Genomic DNA, 20,990 nt, shown 5'->3' on the forward strand with positions numbered 1-20,990 from the left:
GTGGGCAGGTGCAACGTGCAGTAATTTTCCCTGTACAGCTAAGGTGGGGACCAGGAAGCAATTCGATCATGGCCGGAAACGCTCTCCATTAATCGGGTGTGGAGGCTTCGCGCCGGAGTAGGCAGTTGCCAATGACAAGCAAGTCCAGCCCGTGTTTTCGGTAGCAGGTGTAGGCATCCGTCGGTGAGCAGACAATCGCTTCGTCGGCGCCGTTGAAGCTGGTGTTCACAAGGACAGGACAGCCGGTAAGTGCCTTGAATTCGGATAGCAAGGCATGGAAATGGGGGTTGGTGGCGGTGCTGACCGTTTGCAGCCGGGCGGTATGGTCGGCGTGGGTGATGGCCGGAAGTTCTGACAATGGACTCTTCAGGCGGTCAAACCCGGTTGCCTCGCTGGCCACGCGGCGGTGAGTGGCAATTTCGGTAGTTAACAGCATGTAGGGGCTGGTGATGGCTGGAGCGAACCAGTCGGCAACGTCTTCGGCGAGTATGGCCGGTGCAAAGGGGCGATAGGCCTCGCGTTCCTTGATTTTCAGGTTTAGGCGATCACGCATGTCCGGTCGCCTCGGGTCGGCAAGAATCGAGCGATTGCCCAGTGCGCGGGGCCCGAATTCCATGCGCCCCTGCATCCAGCCAACAATTTGTCCGGTCGCCAGTGCGCTGGCAGTTGCCGCGATGAGTTCCGGATCATCGAGGACCACATATCTGGCCCCCACCTTGTTCAGCTCGGCCTCGATTTCAGCCTGTGAGTAGGCTGGCCCGAGCAGGGCGCCAGCCATGTCATCAATGCCTCGCCCCAGAGGGCGGTCGCCGCCCAGTTCGTGGTGCGCCAACAGGGCGGCGCCGATGGCAGCGCCGGCATCTCCGGCCGCCGGTTGGATCCAGACTTCCTCAAATCCGCTCTCCCGCAGGATGCGGCTGTTGGCAAGGCAGTTCAGCGCGACACCGCCGGCCAGACAGAGATTTCTGGCGCCGGTGTCGCGAGCAATGGCGCGGGTAAGTCGAAGCACGACTTCCTCGGTGACGGCTTGTATGGAGGCGGCAAGATTGGCATGGTGAGCGGTGAGTGCCTCGCCCGGCTGGCGCGCCGGGCCGAACAGTTCTTCGAAGCGCCGGCTGGTCATCGTCAGGCCCGTGCAGTAGCCGAAGTACGATTGATCGAGGCGGAGACTGCCATCGGGCTTCAGGTCAATGACCCGGTCGAAAATCTGTTGTGCATGGCATGGCTCACCCAGTGCGGCCAGCCCCATCAGCTTGTATTCACCTGAGTTGACGGCGAATCCGAGGTGGCCGGTGAAGGCCGAGTAGAGCAAGCCAAGCGAGTGCGGAAAGCGTTGTTCACGCAGCGTTTCAAGGCGCGTACCGGAGCCGATGGATAAGGTGGTGGTGGCCCATTCGCCGGCGCCATCAAGGGTCAGCACGGCTGCATCGTCAAAAGGCGAGGGGTAAAAGGCGCTGGCTGCGTGGCTGCGATGGTGTTCCGAGAAAAGCAGCCGGTCCGCGATATTGCGCCCGCCGCATTCCTCCAGAGCACGGATCAACTGCTGCTTCTGGAACAGGCGCTCCCCCAGCCAGGTCGGCATGGCATGGCGAAAGGCCGCAAGCCCTTGGGGAGCAAAGGCCAGCCAGGTTTCGATCAGGCGATCAAACTTCAGGAATGGCTTCTCGTAGAAAACCACATGATGGACATCGTTCAGGCTTAGGCCGCCTTCCTGCAGGCAGTAGGCCAGCGCGCGGGCGGGAAAGCGCCGGTCATGCTTGCATCGGCTGAAGCGTTCTTCCTGTGCCGCGGCAATGATGCGGCCATTGACGATCAGGGCGGCAGCGCTATCGTGGTAGTAGGCTGAGATGCCAACGATGTTCAACTAAAACTGGTCCCGAAGCTTGCTGGCGCGGCTGGGGTCGCGGGCGATCCAGTAGGAGTCGGCGCCAGGCAGGAAGCGCCGACCCAGCGTATCCCGCCCCAGCCAGCGGAGGACCAGCGCGACCGGGCTCACCACGAGGAAAAATACCAGCACTACGAGCAGGAAGGCGGGGGCATCCTTGAGCCGGAGACGAACCGTGCCCGCTAAGTTTGGCCTGGCCATCTAGGGAATCTCCCCGCGCAGGCGACGGGCCGCTTCGAAATGCGGGCGGGCTTCATTTGCCCTGCCGCTCTGGCGCAGGGCCATGGCCAGGTTCTGCCTGGCCTCTACCGACTCGGGGGCAAGTTGTACTGCCGACTTGAAGTGAGAGATGGCAGCGTTGAGGTCGCCCGTATTGGCGAGAAAAGCCCCGAAGCTCAGATGCACCTTCGGTTCTTGCGGACCATGCTGGAGCGCCTTGGTGTAGAGGTCGCGGGCACGCCTTGCGTCTTGAGCGGCCTCGGCCAGCGCGGCAAGCCCGAGGTAGGCGTCGGTCTCTTTGGGGTCGATGCTCAGGGCCGTGTCGAAGGCGGTTTGCGCGCCGGAGCCATCGCCCCGATTGGCGAGCGCAATACCCAGATTCACGTGGGCTGTCGAGCTGGTCGGAGAGAGCCTGGTCAAGGCACGATACTGCTCGGCTGCGGCTACCCAATCGCCTTCGGCCACCAGTAGTTCGGCGAGGGTTGCGGCATCCTGGGCGTTGTCAGGGGAGCGTTGCACAACGGACGTCCGATGCTGTTTTTCCGCCATGCGATCACCTGTCTGGTGAGCAAGATCAGCCAGCCGGCGCCATGGTTCGGGTGCCTCGGGAAAAGCGCTGGCCGCCTGGCGATAGATATCGCCCGCTTCGGTTGTCCGTTTCAATCGCTCTGCTGAAAGGCCCAGGCGCAGCAGGAGGGGGAGGTGGTTGCCAAGTAAGGCACGGGCATCAAGCAGCAGGCGGTGGGCCTCGTCGATGCGCCCGGCCCATCCGAGAACAATCCCCAGGTTCATCAGCGCCCGTCCGTTGGCCTCGGCGTCCAGCGTGCCCAGCGCATGGGTCGTGATGCTGGCAATGCCAGCTTCGTCAAGCCTGCCATGGACGATGCCCTGTTGCTGAAGGTGCTTGAGCAGCGCCAGCCCAAGCTGGCGATAGCCTTCAATGCTCGGGTGCACGTGGTCAACAAACCATTCCTTGCCAGGGATGGCGAGACCGGTGCTCTGACGGCTGGCTTCTTCCATCATCGCGGCGAAATCGACGAGTGGAACGTCATGCTGGCTGGCTACCGTGCGGAGCAGCGTTGCCATTTCAGGCAGCATGCGCAGCGGAGCGATGTCTTCCTCCAGGGCCCGCAAAAAGGCTGTTTTCGCTTCGTCCGCTCGGTTCAGGGTAACGAGGGTGCGGCCACGCTCGTAGTGCAAGGCGGCGTAACGCGGGTCTTCGCTGGCCAGACGGTCGAGCTGTTCCAGTCTGGTACGCGGTTCGACGGTGCCGAGGGCGGCGGCAAATCGAGACTGCCAGGCTCGCGCGGCCTGATCGGGCAGGCTGCTTTCGCTCTTGAAGGGCCCCATGTCCTTGAGATTGGAGCCCGGCATGATCAGGGTCAGACCGGCGCCGCTGCCTCGCGCCATGTCGATCATGCGCGTCAGGTTGAAACGGTAGTGGCCGATGATGGCTGTGCGTTCGGCATCGTTGCGGTGATAGTCCTCCGGACCGACCGTCTTGGCCAGTCGTTCTTCGACCTCGGGGCCGAGTTTGGGCTGGTCGTCGGTACGCACAACGAGGTTGCGCAGTGCCGTGAACAGGCGGCTGTGGGCGAGCAGCGTGTTGGCCTCGATCAGCCAGTTCGGCAGGTCGCGCAAATGTCCGTAGCTGCGGGCCTCGATGAACTCGTTCTGGCCGGTATAGACAATGAACAGATCGGGTTCATAGGAAACCAGTTCTTTCATCAGGGCTGCTACCCGATAGCTGGCGTAACTGATCCCGCCGGCGTTGATGACTTCCCAGTAGCGTGATGGGTCGGTGGCCGACAGGAAGCGCTGCAACCAGCCACAGAAGGACATCTCGTTGGTCCATGGGTGTCCGTAAGTGGTTGATCCGCCCAAGCAGAAAATGCGGTAGGTAGTAGCCGGTTTGCGGCGGGGGAAACTCTGCTGGTTGAAGAATTGCCGCTTGGCGTCTGCTGTCGTCATCCAGACTTCGTTTCCCCGTTTTTCTTCGACGAACAAAGTATTCTGGGTCGAAAAGTCGAGGTAAGGGTCGCCACGGGATGCCAGCGGAGTGACCCCGGCCACCGCAAGCAGGAGTTCGATTGCAGCGAGCAGGAAGAGTACGGTTCCCACTGCATAAAGGGTCAGACGCAGACGGGACATCAGAACAGGGCGTAGATGAAGGGGAGGGCAACCGTTGCCTGGCCCAAAAAGGCGATTCCCCCGAGCAGGAAAAGTATGGCGACCAGAGGCAATAACCAGAGCTTTTTCTGGGACTTCAGGAATCGCAGGTATTCGAGCAGGATGTCTTTCATGAAATGGCCGGCGATGCAAGAAGAATGCCTGATTTTAGCAGAGGCAGGGCACCGGATCTGGCTGGCCGGACACCGCGCCGGTCGCCCAGGGTGTGGGTGCTGCGTTCATCTTCGCCGGGCAGATTGTCGGCGATGTCGAGCTTGGATTAGCGTCGGCAATAAACTGCTATTGGTTTCCCGTGAAAACCCCAAAAAATTCAAAGATCGAGCGCCATTCCCGGATCTTGGAAAAAGTTATCGCCCTTGAGAGCGAACGCCACCGGCCGAAAACGTATCTGGCCGACTGGTGGGGATTTCGCGGGCTGGCATTGGGTTTGCTAAAGCATCGGCGCCTGCGGCACGGTGCTGCGGGATGTTCTGAATGTTTCGGGGGAGACCAATGTTGAGCCAGGCTGATCGCAATCCATCCCAGAATCGCTGTGCCCGCTATGCCGCGCGCCAGCGCCGTATCCGTATCAGGGTCAGCGCCCTGGCCGGCGCCTTGTTGTCGCTGGGCGCCTTGACGACGCTGCAGGCCGCTTCGCAGAGCGGCGGGCATCTGCCGGTGAAGCAGTCCGTGCATAGTGCTGGCAGCCGCTTGTTGTCCGGGATTGGCATCGGCGATTTCGCGGCGGATGCGCTGCCCTATGCGGTTCTGGCTGGGCTGCCGAAGCCGGCGACGGAACAGGCGCCGGCAGGCGCCGTGGGTGCCGAGTCGCCCGGTGCGGTGGTGGAGGTGCCGGCGGCAACGACCGAGGCGCCGCAGGATGCGTCGGCGGCAAGCGAAGAGGCCGTGCTGGCCGCCATTGAGCAGTGGGCCAAGGCCTGGCGCAGCAAGGATGTGGCCGGCTATCTGGCGGCTTATGGCGAAGGCTTCCTGCCGGCCAATGGCGTCAGTCGCGACGATTGGGCCAGGCTGCGGCAGCAGCGGATTGCGGACAAGCGCGTGATCCAGCTTGAACTGCGCGACATCGAGGTGCAGAGCGAAGCGGCGGATCGCGTGCGGGTTAGTTTCGTCCAGGACTACCGCGCCGACCAGTTCGTCGAAAAGGGCACCGCGAAGTCGCTGTTGCTGGCATTGGAAAAGGATGGATGGCGGATCTTGGCCGAGGAGAGCGCGCGCTAGACGCTTACTCGCAGGAGGGGAACCTGGGGCCGGCCGAGATCATCGGACCGGCCATTTTTTTGCTTCAGGGCTGGGTCGTGACGGCAAGGTGGTTGATGAACATCACGCTGGGAAAGCTGCGCTTCAGGAGTTTGCTGTAGAAATCGCGCATTACGGCGCCGTCTTCATAGCGGATGCGGGTGCCGGGGCGGATTTCCATCTTTTGCACGGCGATCCATTCCTTGCCATTGCCCCGGGCGACTTCGAGGTAGGTGAATTCGTTGGCGTGGATGACGTCGACCACCGTGCCTTCGTTCGGCAGTTCGCTGGCGCCCGGCGGTTTGTCGGGGAGCAGCATGTCGCGGGCCTGGGCCGGGCTCGGGTGCCCGGTGGGCGGCGCGGCGAAGGCGGGCAGGGCGGGCAGGGCGATCAGGGCGGCCAAGGCCAGTGCCTGGCGGGCGATCAGGATGGGGGCGCGCGTTTTCATGGCGAAACTCTTTCGGTCATCGGCAAGACGGCTTTTTATCACGCTAGGTGCTGGCCGGACAGTCGAAACTTCGGGCCGGCTGCCAATCGACGGCTCTTTTGATGGCCAGCACGCACACATCGACTGAATCATTTGCCATTGCATGGTCGAAGCTATCGACCATGCGCGCCTGGCGCGTATCCTTGTCGCCCTGCCAGCCCATACGCCGCCCATGTCCACCGCGCTTTCTCCCCGTGCCGAACGTTTCTTCCTGCTGACGCTGGCCGGCATCCAGTTCAGCCATATTCTGGACTTCATGATCATGATGCCGCTCGGGCCGGTCCTGATGAAGGAGTTCGGCATCGGGACGCATGAGTTCGGCTTGCTGGTGGCCTCCTACAGCTTCAGCGCGGCGGTTTCGGGGATTCTGGCGGCAACCTTCGTCGATCTCTTCGAGCGCAAGCGCCTGCTGCTCATCGGCTTTGCCTTGTTTGGCCTGGCGACGCTGGCTTGCGGCCTGGCGCCGGGCTATTCGACCCTGATCGTGGCGCGCGGCCTGGCCGGCGTTTTCGGCGGCATCATGGGGGCGCTGGTGCAGACCATGATCGCCGACGCCATTCCGTTTTCCCGGCGGGCGCGGGCGAGCGGCATCGTTTCCAGCGCCTTTTCGATTTCGACGATTGCCGGGGTGCCCTTGTCGCTGTGGCTGGCCAACCATCTCGGCTGGCGGGCACCGTTCATATTCATCGCCGTCTTGAGCGTGGTCTTTATTGCGGTCGGGCTGCGCTTCCTGCCCGAGTTGCGCCACCATCTGGGCGAGGAGAAGCGCGCCCATCTGTTGTCGGCAACCTTCAGCGTGCTGGGTGACGGCAACCACCTGCGCGCCTTGCTGTTCTCGGCGCTGATCATCTTTTCCGGGTTCACGGTGATTCCCTACATCACCGTCTATGCCGTGAACAACGTCGGCATCGCCCTGCAGGACATCCCCATCGTCTATCTGGTGGGCGGTTCCGCCACCTTCATCAGCGCCCGGCTGATCGGGCATTGGGCCGACAAGCACGGCAAGGTCGAGCTCTACCGCAAGGTGGCGCTGCTCGCCATGCTGCCGGTGCTGGCCCTGACCCATGCCGGGCCGCTGCCGCTGTGGGGCTGGCTGATCTGCTCGACCAGCTTTTTCGTGCTGATCTCGGGGCGCATGATCCCGGCCATGGCGATCATCGCCTCGTCAGCCCAGCCCAAGCTGCGTGGCACCTTCATGTCCTTGAACGGCACCGTGCAGTCGCTGGCCATGGGCCTCGCCACCTCGCTCGCAGGATTCCTGATCTCGCTCGACGATAGCGGCCGGATCGTCGGCTACCCGCTGGTCGGCTATGTGGCCGTGGCGGCAAATCTGGTAGCGGTCTGGTTTGTATCGCGGATTGTCATACATGGGCGGAATGCCTAGCGCGGTCTGTCCGGATTTGCACGCTTGCTGTCCGCCCGCACAGTGGCCGTCGCCGAACGGCTCGCCTACGATGTGGTTATGACCAATAAGGAGGAGGCAGCATGCAGGCGTTTCAGGATTACTACCCGGAGAACCTGGCCCATTGCTACGGTTGCGGTCGCAACAATGCGCAGGGGCATCAGATCAAGACCTTCTGGGACGGCGACGAAACAGTCACGCATTTTCAGCCGCTCCCCGAGCACACGGCGATTCCCGGCTTCGTCTATGGCGGGCTGCTGGCCTCGCTGATCGACTGCCATTGCACGGGAACGGCCGCGGCGGCGATGTACCGGGCCGAGAACCGCAGCATGGACAGCCAGCCGGCCTTCCGTTTCGTCACCGGTTCGCTGCAAGTCAGTTACCTGAAGCCGACGCCGCTCGGGCCGCTGCTGGAAATCCGTGGCCGAGTGAAGGAGATCAAGGGCCGCAAGGTGGTGGTCGAGGCCACGGTGTTCGCCGAAGGCGAGGCCACGGCCCGCGGTGAAGTGGTCGCCCTGCAGATGCCGGACAGCTTTGTTGCCAAGTGAACACTGGCGCTGAGCGGTGCGCCTAGCGGCGGAGCGGGTGAGGCGCTTTCGAGGGCAGGTCTCGGGTTTGTTCAGAGAATTTGCAATTCATCTATACAAGATCGATTTAACCAGCGATAATTCGCCACCTTTCGGACGCATGCGTCCGACCGAATTCTCTGATTCGGGTGGAGGAGACAAATCACCAGAACATCAAAAAGCCCGCTTAGACGGGCTTCTTTTTTGTCTGCCGTTCGGCGGTCGAGGCTGACCCGTTATCGGCGTTGGCGATTGACCGGGCAAAAAAATGCCCGCACGAGGCGGGCATAAATCCATTTTTTTAGGATGGAGGAGACAGCCGCTATTGTCCCACACTTATGCTGCGCTGCAACAAAATAATATGGATTCTTTGCCAAGTGTTGCCACGACGGGCTGAATGGCTTTCTCTTCGGCATTTCGATGCCGGATCGGCGGCCCGTAGCGAATCCAATGCAATCTGGCGGCTGCCGATTACTATTTGTCTCTGATTGCACAGCTTTGGAAAGCGCGATGAGTGAAACGGCCTGCTGGATTCTGCGATGCGAACATCGCCTGCTGACGATTGCCGGGAATGCTTCCGGCGCGATTTTTCCGTCCGGCTCGGCCGCCGACTTCGGCAACCCGGAAAATGTGCTGCGGATCGGGGAATTGGCCGGGCTGCCTTGCTACGCCGCCGACGTCGAACAGTTGCCGGAAATCCCCTCAGCCGAACCGACGCCATTGCGCGCCATCTTCCAGCTGGCTGGCCCCGAAACCTTTGCCCTGGCAGGACGGGCGACCCAGTTGCTGGACTGGCAGAAGCATCATCGCTTCTGCGGCCAGTGCGGTACGCCGACGACCATGAAAGCCGGCGAGCTGGCGATGCAGTGCCCGAGCTGCGGGCTGCTGGCCTATCCACGCATTTCGCCGGCGGTCATGGTGCTGGTCCGCGATGGCGACCAACTGCTGTTGGCGCGCAGCCCGCACTTCAAGCCGGGGGTGTTCAGCGCCCTGGCCGGTTTTGTCGAACCCGGCGAAACCCTGGAGGAGTGCGCCGCCCGGGAGGTCCGCGAGGAAGTCGGGATCGAGATCGCCAACCTTCGCTATTTCCACAGCCAGCCCTGGCCGTTCCCCAATTCGCTGATGGTGGCTTTCTTTGCCGACTACGCCGGCGGGACGATCACGCCAGATCCCAACGAGATCGAAGCCGCCGACTGGTTTGCGCTGGATGCGCTGCCGCTGCTGCCGGAGCCGATCAGCATTTCGCGCCGCCTGATCGATGCCGCACGGCATGAGGGAGGTGAGGGGGCCGGGAGAATTTCTCATCAAACTCGGGAGTGCAAATGATTCGCTGGCTGTTCTATTTATTGGCCTTGATCGTCATGACGATCGTCGCCTGGGTCGTGACCCCGATCCTTCCCGCCTTCGCCACACCGCGCATGGGGCCGATCGATAACAACCACGGCCAGGCGGTCGAGCCGCGCTTGCCGCTCTGGCTGGCCTGGTTCGATACGCCGGACAACAGCCTGCTTGGCGACAAGAACTGGAAGGCGACGCACGATGGCGGCTATTGGTCGCAGGTGCAGTGGCTGTATCGGAACACCCTGTATGGTTTCAAGTGGGGGCCGCTGGCGGCGCCGATGAGCGAGCTGCGGATCGTCGCGGGCGACCCGGCGATCAACCGCAATAACGGCCACTTCGGCACCATGAGCATCACGATGGGCGTTTTCTGGCAATGGAAGTGCGTCAAGCCGATCGGGCAGACCGGCTATTGCTGGATGCTCAATTTCGGCTGGCTGCTGAACGATGCCAGCCAGACGCGGGCGCTCTTCATGTTCTCGCCGCGCTGCGTGACGATAACGGCGCCGCCGGCCGGCGCCTGACGCCCAGGCTGGGGGCGGGGCGGCAAGGGCGAAATCACTTGCCCTTATGTTGGGCAGCGTACAAACCGCTACGCCGGCTTTCGGTATGGTTGGGACTCTGGTTGGCAATGTTCTTGTGGCCTGGGTGCCGCAATCTCGTCGCCCGCTATTTTGTCCAAGCAGCAACGACCGTCCCGGGAGGTCTCATCATGAACAAATTCACCCTTATTGTCGTCGCACTCGCCGTCGGCACCGTTTCCGGCTGTGCCGAGATGACCGAAACCCAACGCACCACCGGTACCGGGCGGCGATCGGTGCCGCCGCCGGCGCGGTGGTCGGTGGATTGACTGGCGGCGGAGGCAAGGGCGTGGCGACCGGTGCCGTGATCGGTGGTGCCCTCGGCGCCGGCGGTGGGTATTTGTGGTCGCAACGCATGCAGGAACAGAAAGCATCGATGGAGCAGGCGACGCAGGGCAGCGGCGTGCGCGTCAGCCAGACGGCAGACAACCAGTTGAAGCTCGACATTCCGAGCGATATTTCCTTCGACTCGGGGCGGTCTGACATCAAGTCCAACCTGAGCCCGATTCTCGACCGCTTCGCGACGACGCTGAACCAGAACCCGGTGACCACGGTGAAGATCATCGGCCACACCGATAGCACGGGGTCCGATTCGGTGAATGAACCGCTCTCGGTCAATCGCGCGATTGCGACACGCGATTACCTCGCAAGACGCGGGGTGGCGAGCAACCGGATCAGCGTCGATGGTCGCGGTTCGCGCGAACCGGTCGCCGATAACAACACGCTGGCTGGACGGGCGATGAATCGCCGGGTCGAAATCTTCGTCGCCGAGCCGGCACGCTGAGGTCTTGCCAGGCCGCTTGGGTGGCGCAGGTTTTACTTACTGCGCAGTGACGATCACCATCCACGACACCCCGAAGTGGTCGGTAAGCATGCCGAAGCTCGGGGCGAAGAAGGTCTTGGCGAGCGGCATCCGGACCTGACTGCCGTCGGTCAGCGCGGCAAAGCAGCGTGTGGCTTCTTCGGCCTTGGTGTCGAACCTCTGGCAAGGGGTGATCCTGTACAGGTGGATATGGCCACCAGTAAGGCAATGTTCAGAGCCTTGCGACGAGTTCGGCAAGTTGATCCGTGGCCTTGCCCCAACCCTCATGGAAGCCCATCTGCTCGTGTGCTTCGCGATCGGCCACGGTCCAGTGGCGAACGCGGGCCGTGTATCGGGTCTTGTCGCCGAGCGCCTCGAAGCTGAGGATCAGCGTCATGAAGGGCTTGTCCGCGGGTTCCCAGGCTGCCGTGTAGGCATCGGTGACCACCAGCCTTTCATTCCTGACGACTTCGAGATAGACGCCGCGATTCGGGAATTCCTGGCCTTCCGGACTGCACATGACGACCAGGCTGGAGCCGCCCGGCCGCAGGTCGGTTTCGGCATGAATGGTGGTCCACGGATGCGGGGTGAACCATTGCACGATCAAGGCCGGTTCGGTCCAGGCGCGAAACAGCTTCTCGGGCGGGGCATCGATGATGCGGGTCAGTACCAGCTCGCGGCCCAAACCCGGGACTGCCGGTTGCGGTGTATCCATTGTCCTTGCTCCTCTGTGGGGGATTTGACGATCGATCGAGCGGCGACAGGTTTGTTGGACAACGGGCCTTGGCCGGCGGTTCTCCCGGGCAGGGCGGGCCTTGCCGTGAGGCGGATGTGATTTTGTTAACGTTTCTCCGTGCCGAGATGGGTGTAACTTATCCAGTGTGGATTTAATTCGGTGCTCGGGAGATCGGCCCCGATTCACTGGTCGGAGCCGTACCGCCAAGCGGTACGGGAGACAGGAAACAAACAACGTCAGGAGCAGCTATGTTGTCGTCAACGCAAACCAGGATCTCGACCTCGCCGCAGGGCGAAGGCTTCACGCTGCCCGAGGCGGGCGACTATGCCGCCGAATATGAGCGGGTCAAGGCGCTGGCCGAGGCGGCGCGGCGCAATGGACAGGAGGTGGTGGTGGTCATGGGCGTCGGCTTCGTCGGCGCGGTGATGGCGGCCATCGTCGCCGATTGCTCCGACCGCGAGGGCAAGCCGAGCAAGTTCGTGATCGGTTGCCAGCGCCCGTCGACACGTTCGTTCTGGAAGATTCCGCTGCTCAATCGCGGCATTTCGCCGGTCAAGGCCGAAGACCCGCAGGTCGATGTGCTGATCGGCCGCTGCGTGCTGGACAAGAAGACGCTGACCGCGACCTACAACAGCCAGGTGCTCGATCTGGCCGATTGCGTCGTGATCGACGTGCAGTGCGATTTCCTGAAGCAGGAACTCGGCAATATGAAGTCGGGCGAATGCGACATGGCGGCGCTCGAAGCGACGCTGAAGACGGTCGGCCAGCATATCCGCCCGGATTGCCTGACCCTGATCGAGACGACGGTGGCGCCGGGGACGACCGAGTTCGTCGCTTGGCCGATCCTGAAAAAGGCTTTCGCGGGGCGCGGGATCGACACGGTGCCCTTGCTCGCCCATTCCTACGAGCGCGTCATGCCGGGCCGCGATTACGTCGCCAGCATCCGCGATTTCTGGCGTGTCTGCGCCGGCTGCGATGCGCCGGCCCGGGCGCGGGTCGAGAAATTCCTGCGCGACGTGCTGAATACTGAGAAATTTCCGCTGACCGTGATGGACCGGCCGATCGAGTCGGAAACGGCGAAAATCGTCGAGAACAGCTACCGGGCGACCATCCTCGCCTATCTGCACGAGTGGTCGATCTTTGCCGAGCGTAACGGGGTCGATCTGGTCAAGGTGGTCGATGCCATCAAGCTGCGCCCGACGCACAGCAACATGATCTTCCCCGGTCCGGGCATCGGCGGCTATTGCCTGCCCAAGGATGGCGGCCTCGGCTACTGGGCCTACAAGCACATCCTGGGTTTCGAGGATGGCGACAAGGTGTTCCGCATGACGCCGGTGGCGATCGACATCAACGACACCCGGGCACTGCACGTCGCCGAGCTGACCCGCGACGCGCTGCGCAACATGGATCGCTACATCGCGGCCTCACAAGTGCTGATCGCCGGCGCCTCCTACCGGCAGGATGTCGGTGATACCCGGTACAGCGGTTCGGAACTGGTGGTGCGCAAGCTAGCCGAAATGGGCGCCGAGATGCGGGCACACGACCCGTATGTCGAACAGTGGTGGGAGTTCGCCGAGCAGGACAGCTATCCATCTTCGGGGCTGTCATGGAAGCGTTTTTTCCGCAATCAGGATCATTTATCTGAACTCAAGGTCGACAACAACCTGCAGCAGGCCCTGCAGGGCGTCGATGCGCTGATCCTGGCTGTGCCGCACGATGCCTACCGCAGCCTGACGCCGGAGCAGGTGGTTGAATGGGCCGGGCGGCCGATTGCGGTCATCGACTGTTTCGGCCTGCTCGACGACGCCACCATCGCCCGCTATTTCGAGCTCGGCTGCGAGGTGAAAGGCTTGGGGCGCGGGCATATCCAGCGCATCAAGAAAGCCGTTCGCAAGGATTGAGCATGATTCCCGGGTTCCTTGCTCCGGATTGGGCCGCATGCCCGGCGCAAAACGCCGGGGCACAATAGCTTCCAGGAGGTGAGCGATGGTTGCGAAATCGCTGGTCAATAAACTCCGGTCGATGATGGGCCCGGGGTCGGAACGCATCGCCCTGACGATGCGCGGTGTCGAGCAGTTGCGGGCTCAGTTGCGCGAATGTGCCGCGGGGCTGGGTGGCGAAGTCTCGGCCCGCGGCCGGGCGGCACGGCTGGCCGAGACCTATCTGCATCTCAACGACGAGGGGCGGCATCGCTTCCTGAAGCTGATCGCCCTGGAATTCGGCCCCGATCCGGCGACGGTGGCGACGGCGCATGCGGCCTATCAGCTGGCGATCGGCACGGCGGAGCAGTGGAAGGCGGAGGCGGCCTTGCGCGGCGCCATGCGTTCCTCGCGCATCCGCATCCTGACGCAGTTCAATGCCATTCCGCAGGGCGTCAAGTTCCTGGTTGATTTGCGCGCCGATCTGCTGCGCTACCTGGAGAACGACCCGGAACTGGCGGTGCTCGACCGCGAACTGGAATCGCGGCTGAGCGCCTGGTTCGATGTCGGCTTCCTCGAACTCCAGCGCCTGACCTGGAATTCGCCAGCCGCTCTGCTCGAGAAGCTGATCGAGTACGAGGCGGTGCATGAAATCCGCTCCTGGGCCGATCTCAAGAATCGGCTCGATTCGGATCGCCGGCTGTATGCCTTCTTCCACCCGCGCATGCCGGCCGAGCCGCTGATCTTCGTCGAGGTCGCACTGACCGACGATCTGGCCGGCAACGTCCAGGCTCTGCTCGATGAGCATGCCCCGGTCTTCGACCACCGCAAGGCCGATACGGCGATCTTCTATTCCATCTCCAATACCCAGGTCGGCCTGCGCGGCGTGTCTTTCGGCAGCTTCCTGTTGAAACGGGTGATCGACGACCTGCGGCGGGACTTTGCCAAGCTCGACAAGTTCGCCACGCTGTCGCCGATGCCCGGGCTGGCGGCCTGGGTGCGGAAGAATCCGCAGGTGCTCGGTGAGGTCGGCATCGAATTGCCGTTCGAGATCTTGTCGACCGAAAGCTGGGCAGCCGACAAGCACCAACTGCGCGTCTTGCGCGATCCCTTGGTACGCCTGGGTGCCCGCTATCTGTCTGTGGCCAAGCAGGGCAGCGGAGTGCCCTTCGACCCGGTGTCGCGTTTCCACCTCGGCAACGGCGCCCGGATCGAGCGCCTCAATTACCTGGGCGACAATTCGCCCAAGGGCTTCCGCCAATCCTTCGGTCTGATGGTCAATTACCGTTACGTGCTCGAGGATATCGAGAACAACCTGGAGGCTTTCGCCAGCACCGGCACGGTCGCGATGTCGGCCGGGGTGCGGCGGCTGGCCCGCGAATCCTGAGCGGCGTGGCCGCTGAAAATGACAAAGGCCGGCAAGTACCGGCCTTTTGCTGGTGCAGCCCCAGCTGCCTCAGACGCGCAGGAAAGCCTTGCACAGCCGTTCCGAGAGCTGGGCTTCGGTGAATTGCGGCTCGTTGGGCGGGTAGAGGGAGTTTTCGTCGATGGTGAAGCCATGCTCCTGGGCCAGGGCACGCAATTCCTTGATCTTCTGGCAGGCCTTGAGCTGTTCTGCCAGTTCGGGGTTGGCTTTGGCTTTTTCGGAAAAGCCTTTGATCGGAACGATGGACATGTTTTCTCCTGATGGATGTTGTAGGGAATAGCCTTGGGTGCTGCGCGGGGTCGTTGCTGGATGCGCCGCCGCAAGCCTCGGCTGATCTCGCGAAAAATTGTCGTGATTAATACAAAACGCCCGGAATTTCCGGGTGTTCTGGCTTGATAAGCAAATTGAAGGCCAAGGCCATGGGGGCGAGCCTGGCTCCGCCGTCGGGAACGACGCGGGCCGGGGCCGAGCGGCCGGGGGCGCCGGGCGATGGCGTGACGCTCCGCCGTCAGGCTGAGCGCAAACCGGCTACTTCTTGAATGCCTTGTGGCAATCGCGACAGGTATCGTGCAGCGCCTCGTAGGCGACGCTGACCTGTTTCTGGTCGCGGCTGTCGGCAGCGGCAACCAGCTTGTCGGTTGCCTTGAAAAAGGCCTGGCGGGCGGCTTCGAATTTTTCCGGCTCGCTCCACACCTTGTCGTTGGCATGGGTCGGCGGGTAGTTGGTGCCGGCGCCGAAATATTGCCACGGCCCATCCTTGCGGGCGGCCAAGTCCCTGGACTGGGTGATGAACTGGTCGGCGTTGTACTTGTTCTTGCGCAGCTGCATGCCCATCGGCTCGAAGGCCTTGAGGATCTTCTGGAAGGCGTCGCGACGATGGGTCACCGGCTTGTCGGGGTGATTGTCGGGTGCTTCGCCGCAGGCAACGAGGCTGAGGGCAATCAGGGCGGCGATCGGTACGGCTTTGCAACGCATGGCGCAATCCAGTCAATTTTGGCGAGGACGGATTATGGCCTCTTTTGGGCGCTTCCCGAACATCGCGCTGCGCCTCTGATTTTCGCGGCAGACGGCGCATCTGCTAAGATTCGGCCCTGATTTTTCAGGCTTCCCTCCTTGTCCTCCCTCCCGGAAATTTTTTCTCCCGATGGCCCGCTGGCCCGCGCCATCAGCGGTTACCGCGTGCGCGACCAGCAGGTCGAGATGGCCGAGCGCATCGCCGCCGCCATCAAAGGCTGTTCGGTCTTCATTGCCGAAGCGGGCACCGGCACGGGCAAGACCTTCGCCTACCTGGTGCCGGCGCTGCAATCGGGCGGCAAGGTGATCGTCTCGACCGGCACCAAGACCTTGCAGGACCAGCTCTTCAACAAGGATCTGCCGATGGTGCGCGACGCCCTGAAGGCACCGGTCAAGATCGCCTTGTTGAAGGGGCGGGCAAATTACGTCTGTCCCTACCATCTCGAACGGGAGCTGGCCGACGGCCGTTTCCTGACCCGCGAGGATGCCGCCGATGCCCGCCGTATCTCGGTTTTCGCCAAGGTCACGCAGTCCGGCGACAAGGCCGAGTGTCTGGAAGTGTCGGAAAACTCGCCGGTCTGGAACCATGCCACCTCGACCCGCGAGAACTGCCTCGGCCAGGATTGCCCGGACTACAAGGATTGCTTCGTGATGCAGGCCCGGCGCGAGGCGATGGCGGCCGATCTGGTGGTGGTCAATCATCACCTGTTCTTCGCCGACGTCATGCTCCGCGACGAGGGCATGGCCGAACTGCTGCCGGCCTGCAATACGGTGATCTTCGACGAAGCGCACCAGTTGCCGGAAGTGGCGACACTGTTCTTCGGCGACACCATCTCGACGGCCCAGGTTCTCGATCTGGCCCGCGATGCCCGCGCCGAAGGCCTGACCAGCGCCCGCGACTGCCTCGAACTGCAAAGCGGGGCGCGCGAACTGGAAAAGGTCGCCAAGGATTTGCGGCTCGCCGTCGGCCTCGACGCCGGACGCTTCTCCTACGGCCAGCTGGCCGAGAAATCGGAATTCGCCCCGGCCCTGAAGGAACTGGAAGACGAGGTTGCGAAATTCGCTGCCATTCTGGAAAGCCAGGCCGAGCGCGCCGAGGGGCTTGAAAAGTGCTGGCAGCGGGCGGTCGAACTGGTGCAGCGTCTCGGTCAGTGGCAAAAAGTCACCGACGACGGCTATGTGCGCTGGGCCGAAGCCTTCACCCATTCCTTGCAGCTCAATCTGACCCCGCTCGATGTCGCCGAGATATTCAGGAAGCAGATGGGCGGCCATCCGCGCGCCTGGATCTTCACCTCGGCCACCTTGGCGGTGCAGGGCAAGTTTAACCATTACTGCGCTGAACTCGGCCTCGGTGAGCCCGAATCGGCTTGCTGGCACAGTCCCTTCGACTATGGCAAGCAGGCCATGCTCTACGCGCCGCTTGGCATGCCGGAGCCGAATTCCTACGGCTATACCGATGCCGTGGTCGAGGCCGCCTTTCCGGCCGTGATCGCGGCCGGCGGCGGCGCCTTCTTCCTGTGCACCAGCCTGCGCGCCATGCGCCGCACGCACGAACTGCTCAAGGCCCGGCTCGAAGATGAGGGCCACGACATGCCCTTGCTGATGCAGGGCGAGGGCAGCAAGAACGATCTGTTGCAGCGCTTCCGCCACCTCGGCAACGCCATCCTGGTCGGCAGCCAGAGCTTCTGGGAGGGCGTCGACGTGCGCGGCGAGGCGCTGTCGCTGGTCGTCATCGACAAGATTCCCTTCGCGCCGCCCGATGACCCCGTGCTTTCGGCGCGCATCGAGCAGATGAAGCAGCAGGGCCGCAATGCTTTCATGGAATACCAGCTGCCGCGCGCCGTAATCAACGTCAAGCAGGGCGCTGGCCGGCTGATCCGCGACGAAAGCGACACCGGCGTGCTAATGATCTGCGATCCCCGACTCATATCAAAGCCTTATGGCCGCCGCGTCTGGCAAAGTCTGCCGCCGATGAAGCGAACCAAGGAACTTGCCGAAGTGCTCAATTTTTTCGCCAGCAGGAACGACCATGTTTGACCGGAAAGCCTTGAAGCGCGCGATCGAGGCCGGCGGCACGCTGGACTTCGAGGCCCTGGCCGTCTCCCATGCCTCGCTGTTCTCGCAGGCCGCCGTCTGGCTGCCGCCCGAGAAGCTGCAGGCGATCGCCGAACTGGTTGCCGCCATCGAAGCGGTGGTGGCGCTCCCGGCTTATCAGCAGCGCGTGCTGGCCTGGGCGCCGGCCGGCGCCCGGCGGTCCTTGGCGGCGCGCAGCGTGTTTTTCGGCTATGACTTTCATCTCGCCGGCAGCGGCCCGAAGCTGATCGAGATCAACACCAATGCCGGCGGCGGCATGCTCAATACCTGCCTGCTGGCGGCGCATGGCCAGGCGGAAGCGGCGCAGGCTGTCGAGCAGGCCTTTGTTGAGATGTTCCGTGAGGAATGGCGCCTGATGCGCGGCGATGTGCCGCTGCAACGTATTGCCATCGTCGACGAGAACCCGGCCCAGCAATACCTGGCGCCCGAATTCGAGCTTTTCCGCCAGTTGTTCGAAGCCCACGGCATTGCCGCCGTGATCGCCGATCCCGGCGAATTCACCCGCGATGGCAATCGGCTGCTGCATCGCGGCAAGGTGGTCGACATGGTCTACAACCGGCTCACCGATTTTTCGCTGGACGCGGCGGCCAATGCCGAACTACGGGCGGCATTCGACGCCGATGGCGTGGTCGTCACCCCGCACCCCCGTGCCCATGCGCTCTATGCCGACAAGCGCAATCTGATGCTGCTGTCCGACGAGGCGGTGCTGGTCGAATTCGGCGTGCCGGAAGCCACCCGGCGCACGCTGCTGGCCGGCGTTCCGCGCACCGTGGCGGTCGCGGCGGGCGAGGGCGAGCGTTTCTGGGCCGAGCGCAAGCGCTGGTTCTTCAAGCCGGCCGCCGGTTTCGGCAGCCGCGCCGCCTATCGCGGTGACAAGCTGACCAAGCGCGTCTTCGAGGAAATCCTGCAGGGCGGCTATATCGCCCAGGAAATCGTGCCGCCCTCCGAGCATGTGGTGGTGATCGAGGACGAAGCGCAGACCATGAAGGCCGATATCCGGGCCTTTGCCTATCAGGGGCGAGTGCAACTGTTTGCGGCGCGGCTCTACCAGGGCCAGACAACCAATTTCCGGACGCCGGGCGGCGGCTTCGCGCCGGTTTTTGCGGCTTGAAAGGGTAAAATCCGACCATGAAAGTATTTGGTATTGCCGGCTATTCCGGCTCCGGCAAGACGACCTTGCTGGAAAAGCTGATTCCCCAATTGACCGGGCGCGGCCTCAAGGTCTCGGTGATCAAGCACGCCCATCACGGTTTCGATATCGATCGTCCGGGCAAGGATTCCTACCGTCACCGCGAAGCTGGGGCGAGCGAAGTGCTGCTTTCCTGCAACGACCGCTGGGCCCTGATGCACGAGCGGCGCGCCGACAGCGACGTGACGCTGAACGAACTGCTCGAACGGCTGGCGCCCTGCGATCTGGTGCTGATCGAGGGCTTCAAGCAGGAACCCGTGCCCAAGCTGGAAGTCTACCGCCCCGAGAACGGCAAGCCGCCGTTGTTCCCGGAGCGCGACGATATCGTGGCGGTAGCCACCGATGCCGAGATCGTCACCACCCTGCCCAAGCTGCCGCTCAACGATATGGCGGCGATCGCCTCTTTCATCATCGCTACCCTCAACTTGCCGGAACGATCATGCTGAGTTTTGAACAAGCCCTGGAAAAACTGCTTGCCGCCGCCCAACCGGTCGAGGAAGTCCGCTCCTTGCCGCTGACTGCCGCCGCCGGTCGCGTGCTGGCCGTGGCACAGTCGTCCACGGTTGCCGTGCCGCCCCTCGACAACTCGGGGATGGATGGCTATGCCGTGCGTACCGCCGATGTCGCTGCCGCCGGTGTTTGCCTGCCGGTCAGCCAGCGGATTCCGGCCGGTACCGTCGGCACCTCGTTGCAGGCGGGTACCGCTGCCCGCATCTTCACCGGTGCGCCGGTGCCGGCCGGCGCCGACGCCGTGGTCATGCAGGAACTCTGTGAGCATGGTGCGGGCGGGGTGGTGGTCAATCACGTACCGCGCCTCGGCGAGAACATCCGCCGGGCCGGCGAGGACATCGCCATCGGGGCGGAAATCCTCAAGCCCGGCATCAAACTGCGGCCGCAGGACATCGCGCTCGCCGCCTCGGCCGGTTTGCCGGAACTACCGGTCTATCGCCGGGTGCGGGTCGGTGTCTTCTTTACCGGCGATGAACTGGTCCAGCCGGGCGAACCCCTGCCGCCGGGCGCCATCTACAACTCCAACCGCTACGCCTTGCGGGCCCTGCTCGAAGGCATGGGGTGCGAGGTGCGTGATCTCGGCACGGTGCCCGACAACCTGGCGTCGACCCGCGATGCCTTGCGCCGGGCGGCAGCCGACAACGACCTGATCATCACCAGCGGCGGCGTCTCGGTCGGCGAGGAAGATCACGTCAAGCCGGCAGTCGAGGCCGAAGGCCGGCTCGACATGTGGAAGATCGCCATCAAGCCGGGCAAGCCGCTGGCCTTCGGCGAAGTCCGCCGGAATGCCGACAACGGCGGCGGCAAGGCCTGGTTCATCGGCCTGCCGGGCAACCCGGTGTCGGCCATCGTCACCTTCCTGATCATGGTCCGGCCTTTCGTGCTGCGCTTGCAGGGGGTGAGCGAGGTAACGCCGCGCGGCTTCAATCTGCGCGCCGATTTCGACTGGCTGCGCCCGGATGTTCGCGCTGAGTTCCTGCGTGGTCGGATCAACGACTCCGGTGGCGTCGACCTCTACCCCAATCAGGGCGCCGGCGTCGTCACCTCGCTCTGCTGGGGCGATGGGCTGGTGCTCAACAAGCCCGGACTTGCCATCAAGCAGGGCGACAGCGTGCGCTTTGTGCCCTACGCGGAGTTGCTGTCATGAGCGTGAAGATTCTCTATTTCGCCAGCCTCAAGGAAGGGCTTGGTATGGCCGGCGAATCGATCGTCCTGCCGGCCGGCGTGACCACTGTCGGCGCCTTGCGCGACTGGCTGGTCGGCCAGGGGCGGGAAAAACTGGCGAGTGCAAAGAACCTGCGTTGCGCCGTCAATCAGGATATGGCCGGGCTCGATGCACCAGTCAAGGAGGGCGACGAGATCGCCTTCTTTCCGCCGGTGACCGGCGGTTAACAAG

Annotated in this window: 21 protein-coding genes and 1 pseudogene; 13 read left to right on the forward strand and 9 right to left on the reverse strand. The window is 63.2% G+C overall.

Features of this window, described 5'->3' with window-relative positions:
- Positions 1–88 precede the first annotated feature (88 nt).
- The 4 genes from NQE15_RS14360 to NQE15_RS14375 are packed head-to-tail and all read right to left on the reverse strand — an operon-like array spanning position 89 to position 4,407.
- A complete protein-coding gene (locus tag NQE15_RS14360; RefSeq protein WP_265942361.1) occupies positions 89–1,864 on the reverse strand; it encodes a carbamoyltransferase in 1,776 nt (591 codons plus the stop codon).
- The gene (locus NQE15_RS14365) at positions 1,865–2,086 is read right to left on the reverse strand and encodes a hypothetical protein (RefSeq protein WP_265942362.1); all 222 of its coding nucleotides are present in this window, start codon (positions 2,084–2,086) and stop codon (positions 1,865–1,867) included.
- The gene (locus tag NQE15_RS14370; RefSeq protein ID WP_265942363.1) at positions 2,087–4,255 is read right to left on the reverse strand and encodes a tetratricopeptide repeat protein; all 2,169 of its coding nucleotides are present in this window, start codon (positions 4,253–4,255) and stop codon (positions 2,087–2,089) included.
- Positions 4,255–4,407, reverse strand: a complete 153-nt coding sequence (locus NQE15_RS14375) for a DUF5989 family protein (protein ID WP_265942364.1) — start codon at positions 4,405–4,407, stop codon at positions 4,255–4,257. Before NQE15_RS14375 ends, NQE15_RS14370 begins: the two co-directional genes overlap by 1 nt.
- A 379-nt stretch (positions 4,408–4,786) precedes the next feature.
- Between NQE15_RS14375 and NQE15_RS14380 the strand changes: the two genes are divergently transcribed.
- Positions 4,787–5,512 (forward strand): nuclear transport factor 2 family protein, encoded by a 726-nt coding sequence (locus NQE15_RS14380; RefSeq protein WP_265942365.1) that lies wholly within the window; start codon positions 4,787–4,789, stop codon positions 5,510–5,512.
- A gap of 64 nt (positions 5,513–5,576) precedes the next feature.
- Here NQE15_RS14380 and NQE15_RS14385 read toward each other — a convergent pair whose 3' ends face one another.
- Positions 5,577–5,978, reverse strand: coding sequence for a hypothetical protein (locus tag NQE15_RS14385; RefSeq protein WP_265942366.1), 402 nt, complete (start codon positions 5,976–5,978; stop codon positions 5,577–5,579).
- 142 nt (positions 5,979–6,120) lie between these two features.
- Here NQE15_RS14385 and NQE15_RS14390 point away from each other — a divergent pair, with 142 nt between their 5' ends.
- The 5 genes and pseudogenes from NQE15_RS14390 (at position 6,121) to NQE15_RS14410 (ending at position 10,688) form a co-directional block, all read left to right on the forward strand.
- Positions 6,121–7,401 carry an MFS transporter gene (locus NQE15_RS14390; RefSeq protein WP_265942367.1) on the forward strand — a complete coding sequence of 427 codons (1,281 nt, stop codon included), beginning with the start codon at positions 6,121–6,123 and terminating at the stop codon, positions 7,399–7,401.
- A gap of 101 nt (positions 7,402–7,502) precedes the next feature.
- Positions 7,503–7,967, forward strand: a complete 465-nt coding sequence (locus NQE15_RS14395) for a PaaI family thioesterase (protein ID WP_265942368.1) — start codon at positions 7,503–7,505, stop codon at positions 7,965–7,967.
- A 528-nt stretch (positions 7,968–8,495) separates the two neighbouring features.
- Positions 8,496–9,311, forward strand: a complete 816-nt coding sequence (gene nudC / locus NQE15_RS14400; RefSeq protein WP_265942369.1) for an NAD(+) diphosphatase — start codon at positions 8,496–8,498, stop codon at positions 9,309–9,311.
- Positions 9,308–9,847 carry a hypothetical protein gene (locus NQE15_RS14405; protein WP_265942370.1) on the forward strand — a complete coding sequence of 180 codons (540 nt, stop codon included), beginning with the start codon at positions 9,308–9,310 and terminating at the stop codon, positions 9,845–9,847. The genes nudC and NQE15_RS14405 overlap by 4 nt, the downstream gene beginning before the upstream one ends.
- A 188-nt stretch (positions 9,848–10,035) precedes the next feature.
- Positions 10,036–10,688 (forward strand): annotated as a pseudogene (locus tag NQE15_RS14410) (OmpA family protein).
- Positions 10,689–10,724: 36 nt separating this feature from the next.
- Here NQE15_RS14410 and NQE15_RS14415 read toward each other — a convergent pair.
- Together NQE15_RS14415 and NQE15_RS14420 are read right to left on the reverse strand one after the other, a co-directional pair.
- On the reverse strand, positions 10,725–10,964 hold the full coding sequence (locus NQE15_RS14415; protein WP_265942371.1) for a hypothetical protein: 240 nt from the start codon (positions 10,962–10,964) through the stop codon (positions 10,725–10,727).
- Positions 10,939–11,421 carry an SRPBCC family protein gene (locus tag NQE15_RS14420; RefSeq protein WP_265942372.1) on the reverse strand — a complete coding sequence of 161 codons (483 nt, stop codon included), beginning with the start codon at positions 11,419–11,421 and terminating at the stop codon, positions 10,939–10,941. The genes NQE15_RS14415 and NQE15_RS14420 overlap by 26 nt, the downstream gene beginning before the upstream one ends.
- Positions 11,422–11,690: 269 nt before the next feature.
- Here NQE15_RS14420 and NQE15_RS14425 point away from each other — a divergent pair, with 269 nt between their 5' ends.
- Both NQE15_RS14425 and NQE15_RS14430 read left to right on the forward strand, forming a co-directional pair.
- The gene (locus tag NQE15_RS14425) at positions 11,691–13,343 is read left to right on the forward strand and encodes a nucleotide sugar dehydrogenase (RefSeq protein ID WP_265942373.1); all 1,653 of its coding nucleotides are present in this window, start codon (positions 11,691–11,693) and stop codon (positions 13,341–13,343) included.
- Between the two features lie 121 nt (positions 13,344–13,464).
- Positions 13,465–14,748, forward strand: coding sequence for a malonyl-CoA decarboxylase (locus NQE15_RS14430; RefSeq protein ID WP_265950285.1), 1,284 nt, complete (start codon positions 13,465–13,467; stop codon positions 14,746–14,748).
- A gap of 69 nt (positions 14,749–14,817) precedes the next feature.
- On the opposite strand, the gene NQE15_RS14435 is transcribed toward NQE15_RS14430, so the two are convergent.
- Positions 14,818–15,036, reverse strand: coding sequence for a Nif11-like leader peptide family natural product precursor (locus NQE15_RS14435; protein WP_265942374.1), 219 nt, complete (start codon positions 15,034–15,036; stop codon positions 14,818–14,820).
- 279 nt (positions 15,037–15,315) lie between these two features.
- Positions 15,316–15,762 carry a c-type cytochrome gene (locus tag NQE15_RS14440; RefSeq protein ID WP_265942375.1) on the reverse strand — a complete coding sequence of 149 codons (447 nt, stop codon included), beginning with the start codon at positions 15,760–15,762 and terminating at the stop codon, positions 15,316–15,318.
- Between the two features lie 138 nt (positions 15,763–15,900).
- On the opposite strand from NQE15_RS14440, the gene NQE15_RS14445 reads away from it, so the two are divergent.
- Genes NQE15_RS14445 through moaD form a run of 5 tightly spaced genes read left to right on the forward strand, consistent with a single transcriptional unit; the run spans position 15,901 to position 20,986 of the window.
- Positions 15,901–17,838, forward strand: coding sequence for an ATP-dependent DNA helicase (locus tag NQE15_RS14445; protein ID WP_265942376.1), 1,938 nt, complete (start codon positions 15,901–15,903; stop codon positions 17,836–17,838).
- Complete coding sequence (locus NQE15_RS14450; RefSeq protein WP_265942377.1) at positions 17,831–19,006, forward strand: hypothetical protein; 1,176 nt, start codon at positions 17,831–17,833, stop codon at positions 19,004–19,006. Before NQE15_RS14445 ends, NQE15_RS14450 begins: the two co-directional genes overlap by 8 nt.
- Before the next feature lie 17 nt (positions 19,007–19,023).
- Positions 19,024–19,530 carry a molybdopterin-guanine dinucleotide biosynthesis protein B gene (mobB, locus tag NQE15_RS14455; protein ID WP_265942378.1) on the forward strand — a complete coding sequence of 169 codons (507 nt, stop codon included), beginning with the start codon at positions 19,024–19,026 and terminating at the stop codon, positions 19,528–19,530.
- Positions 19,524–20,741 (forward strand): gephyrin-like molybdotransferase Glp, encoded by a 1,218-nt coding sequence (glp, locus tag NQE15_RS14460; protein ID WP_265942379.1) that lies wholly within the window; start codon positions 19,524–19,526, stop codon positions 20,739–20,741. The genes mobB and glp overlap by 7 nt, the downstream gene beginning before the upstream one ends.
- Positions 20,738–20,986, forward strand: a complete 249-nt coding sequence (gene moaD, locus NQE15_RS14465; RefSeq protein ID WP_265942380.1) for a molybdopterin converting factor subunit 1 — start codon at positions 20,738–20,740, stop codon at positions 20,984–20,986. Before glp ends, moaD begins: the two co-directional genes overlap by 4 nt.
- The last annotated feature ends 4 nt before the right edge of the window (positions 20,987–20,990 follow it).

Source organism: Dechloromonas sp. A34 (assembly GCF_026261605.1).
GTDB lineage: Bacteria > Pseudomonadota > Gammaproteobacteria > Burkholderiales > Rhodocyclaceae > Azonexus.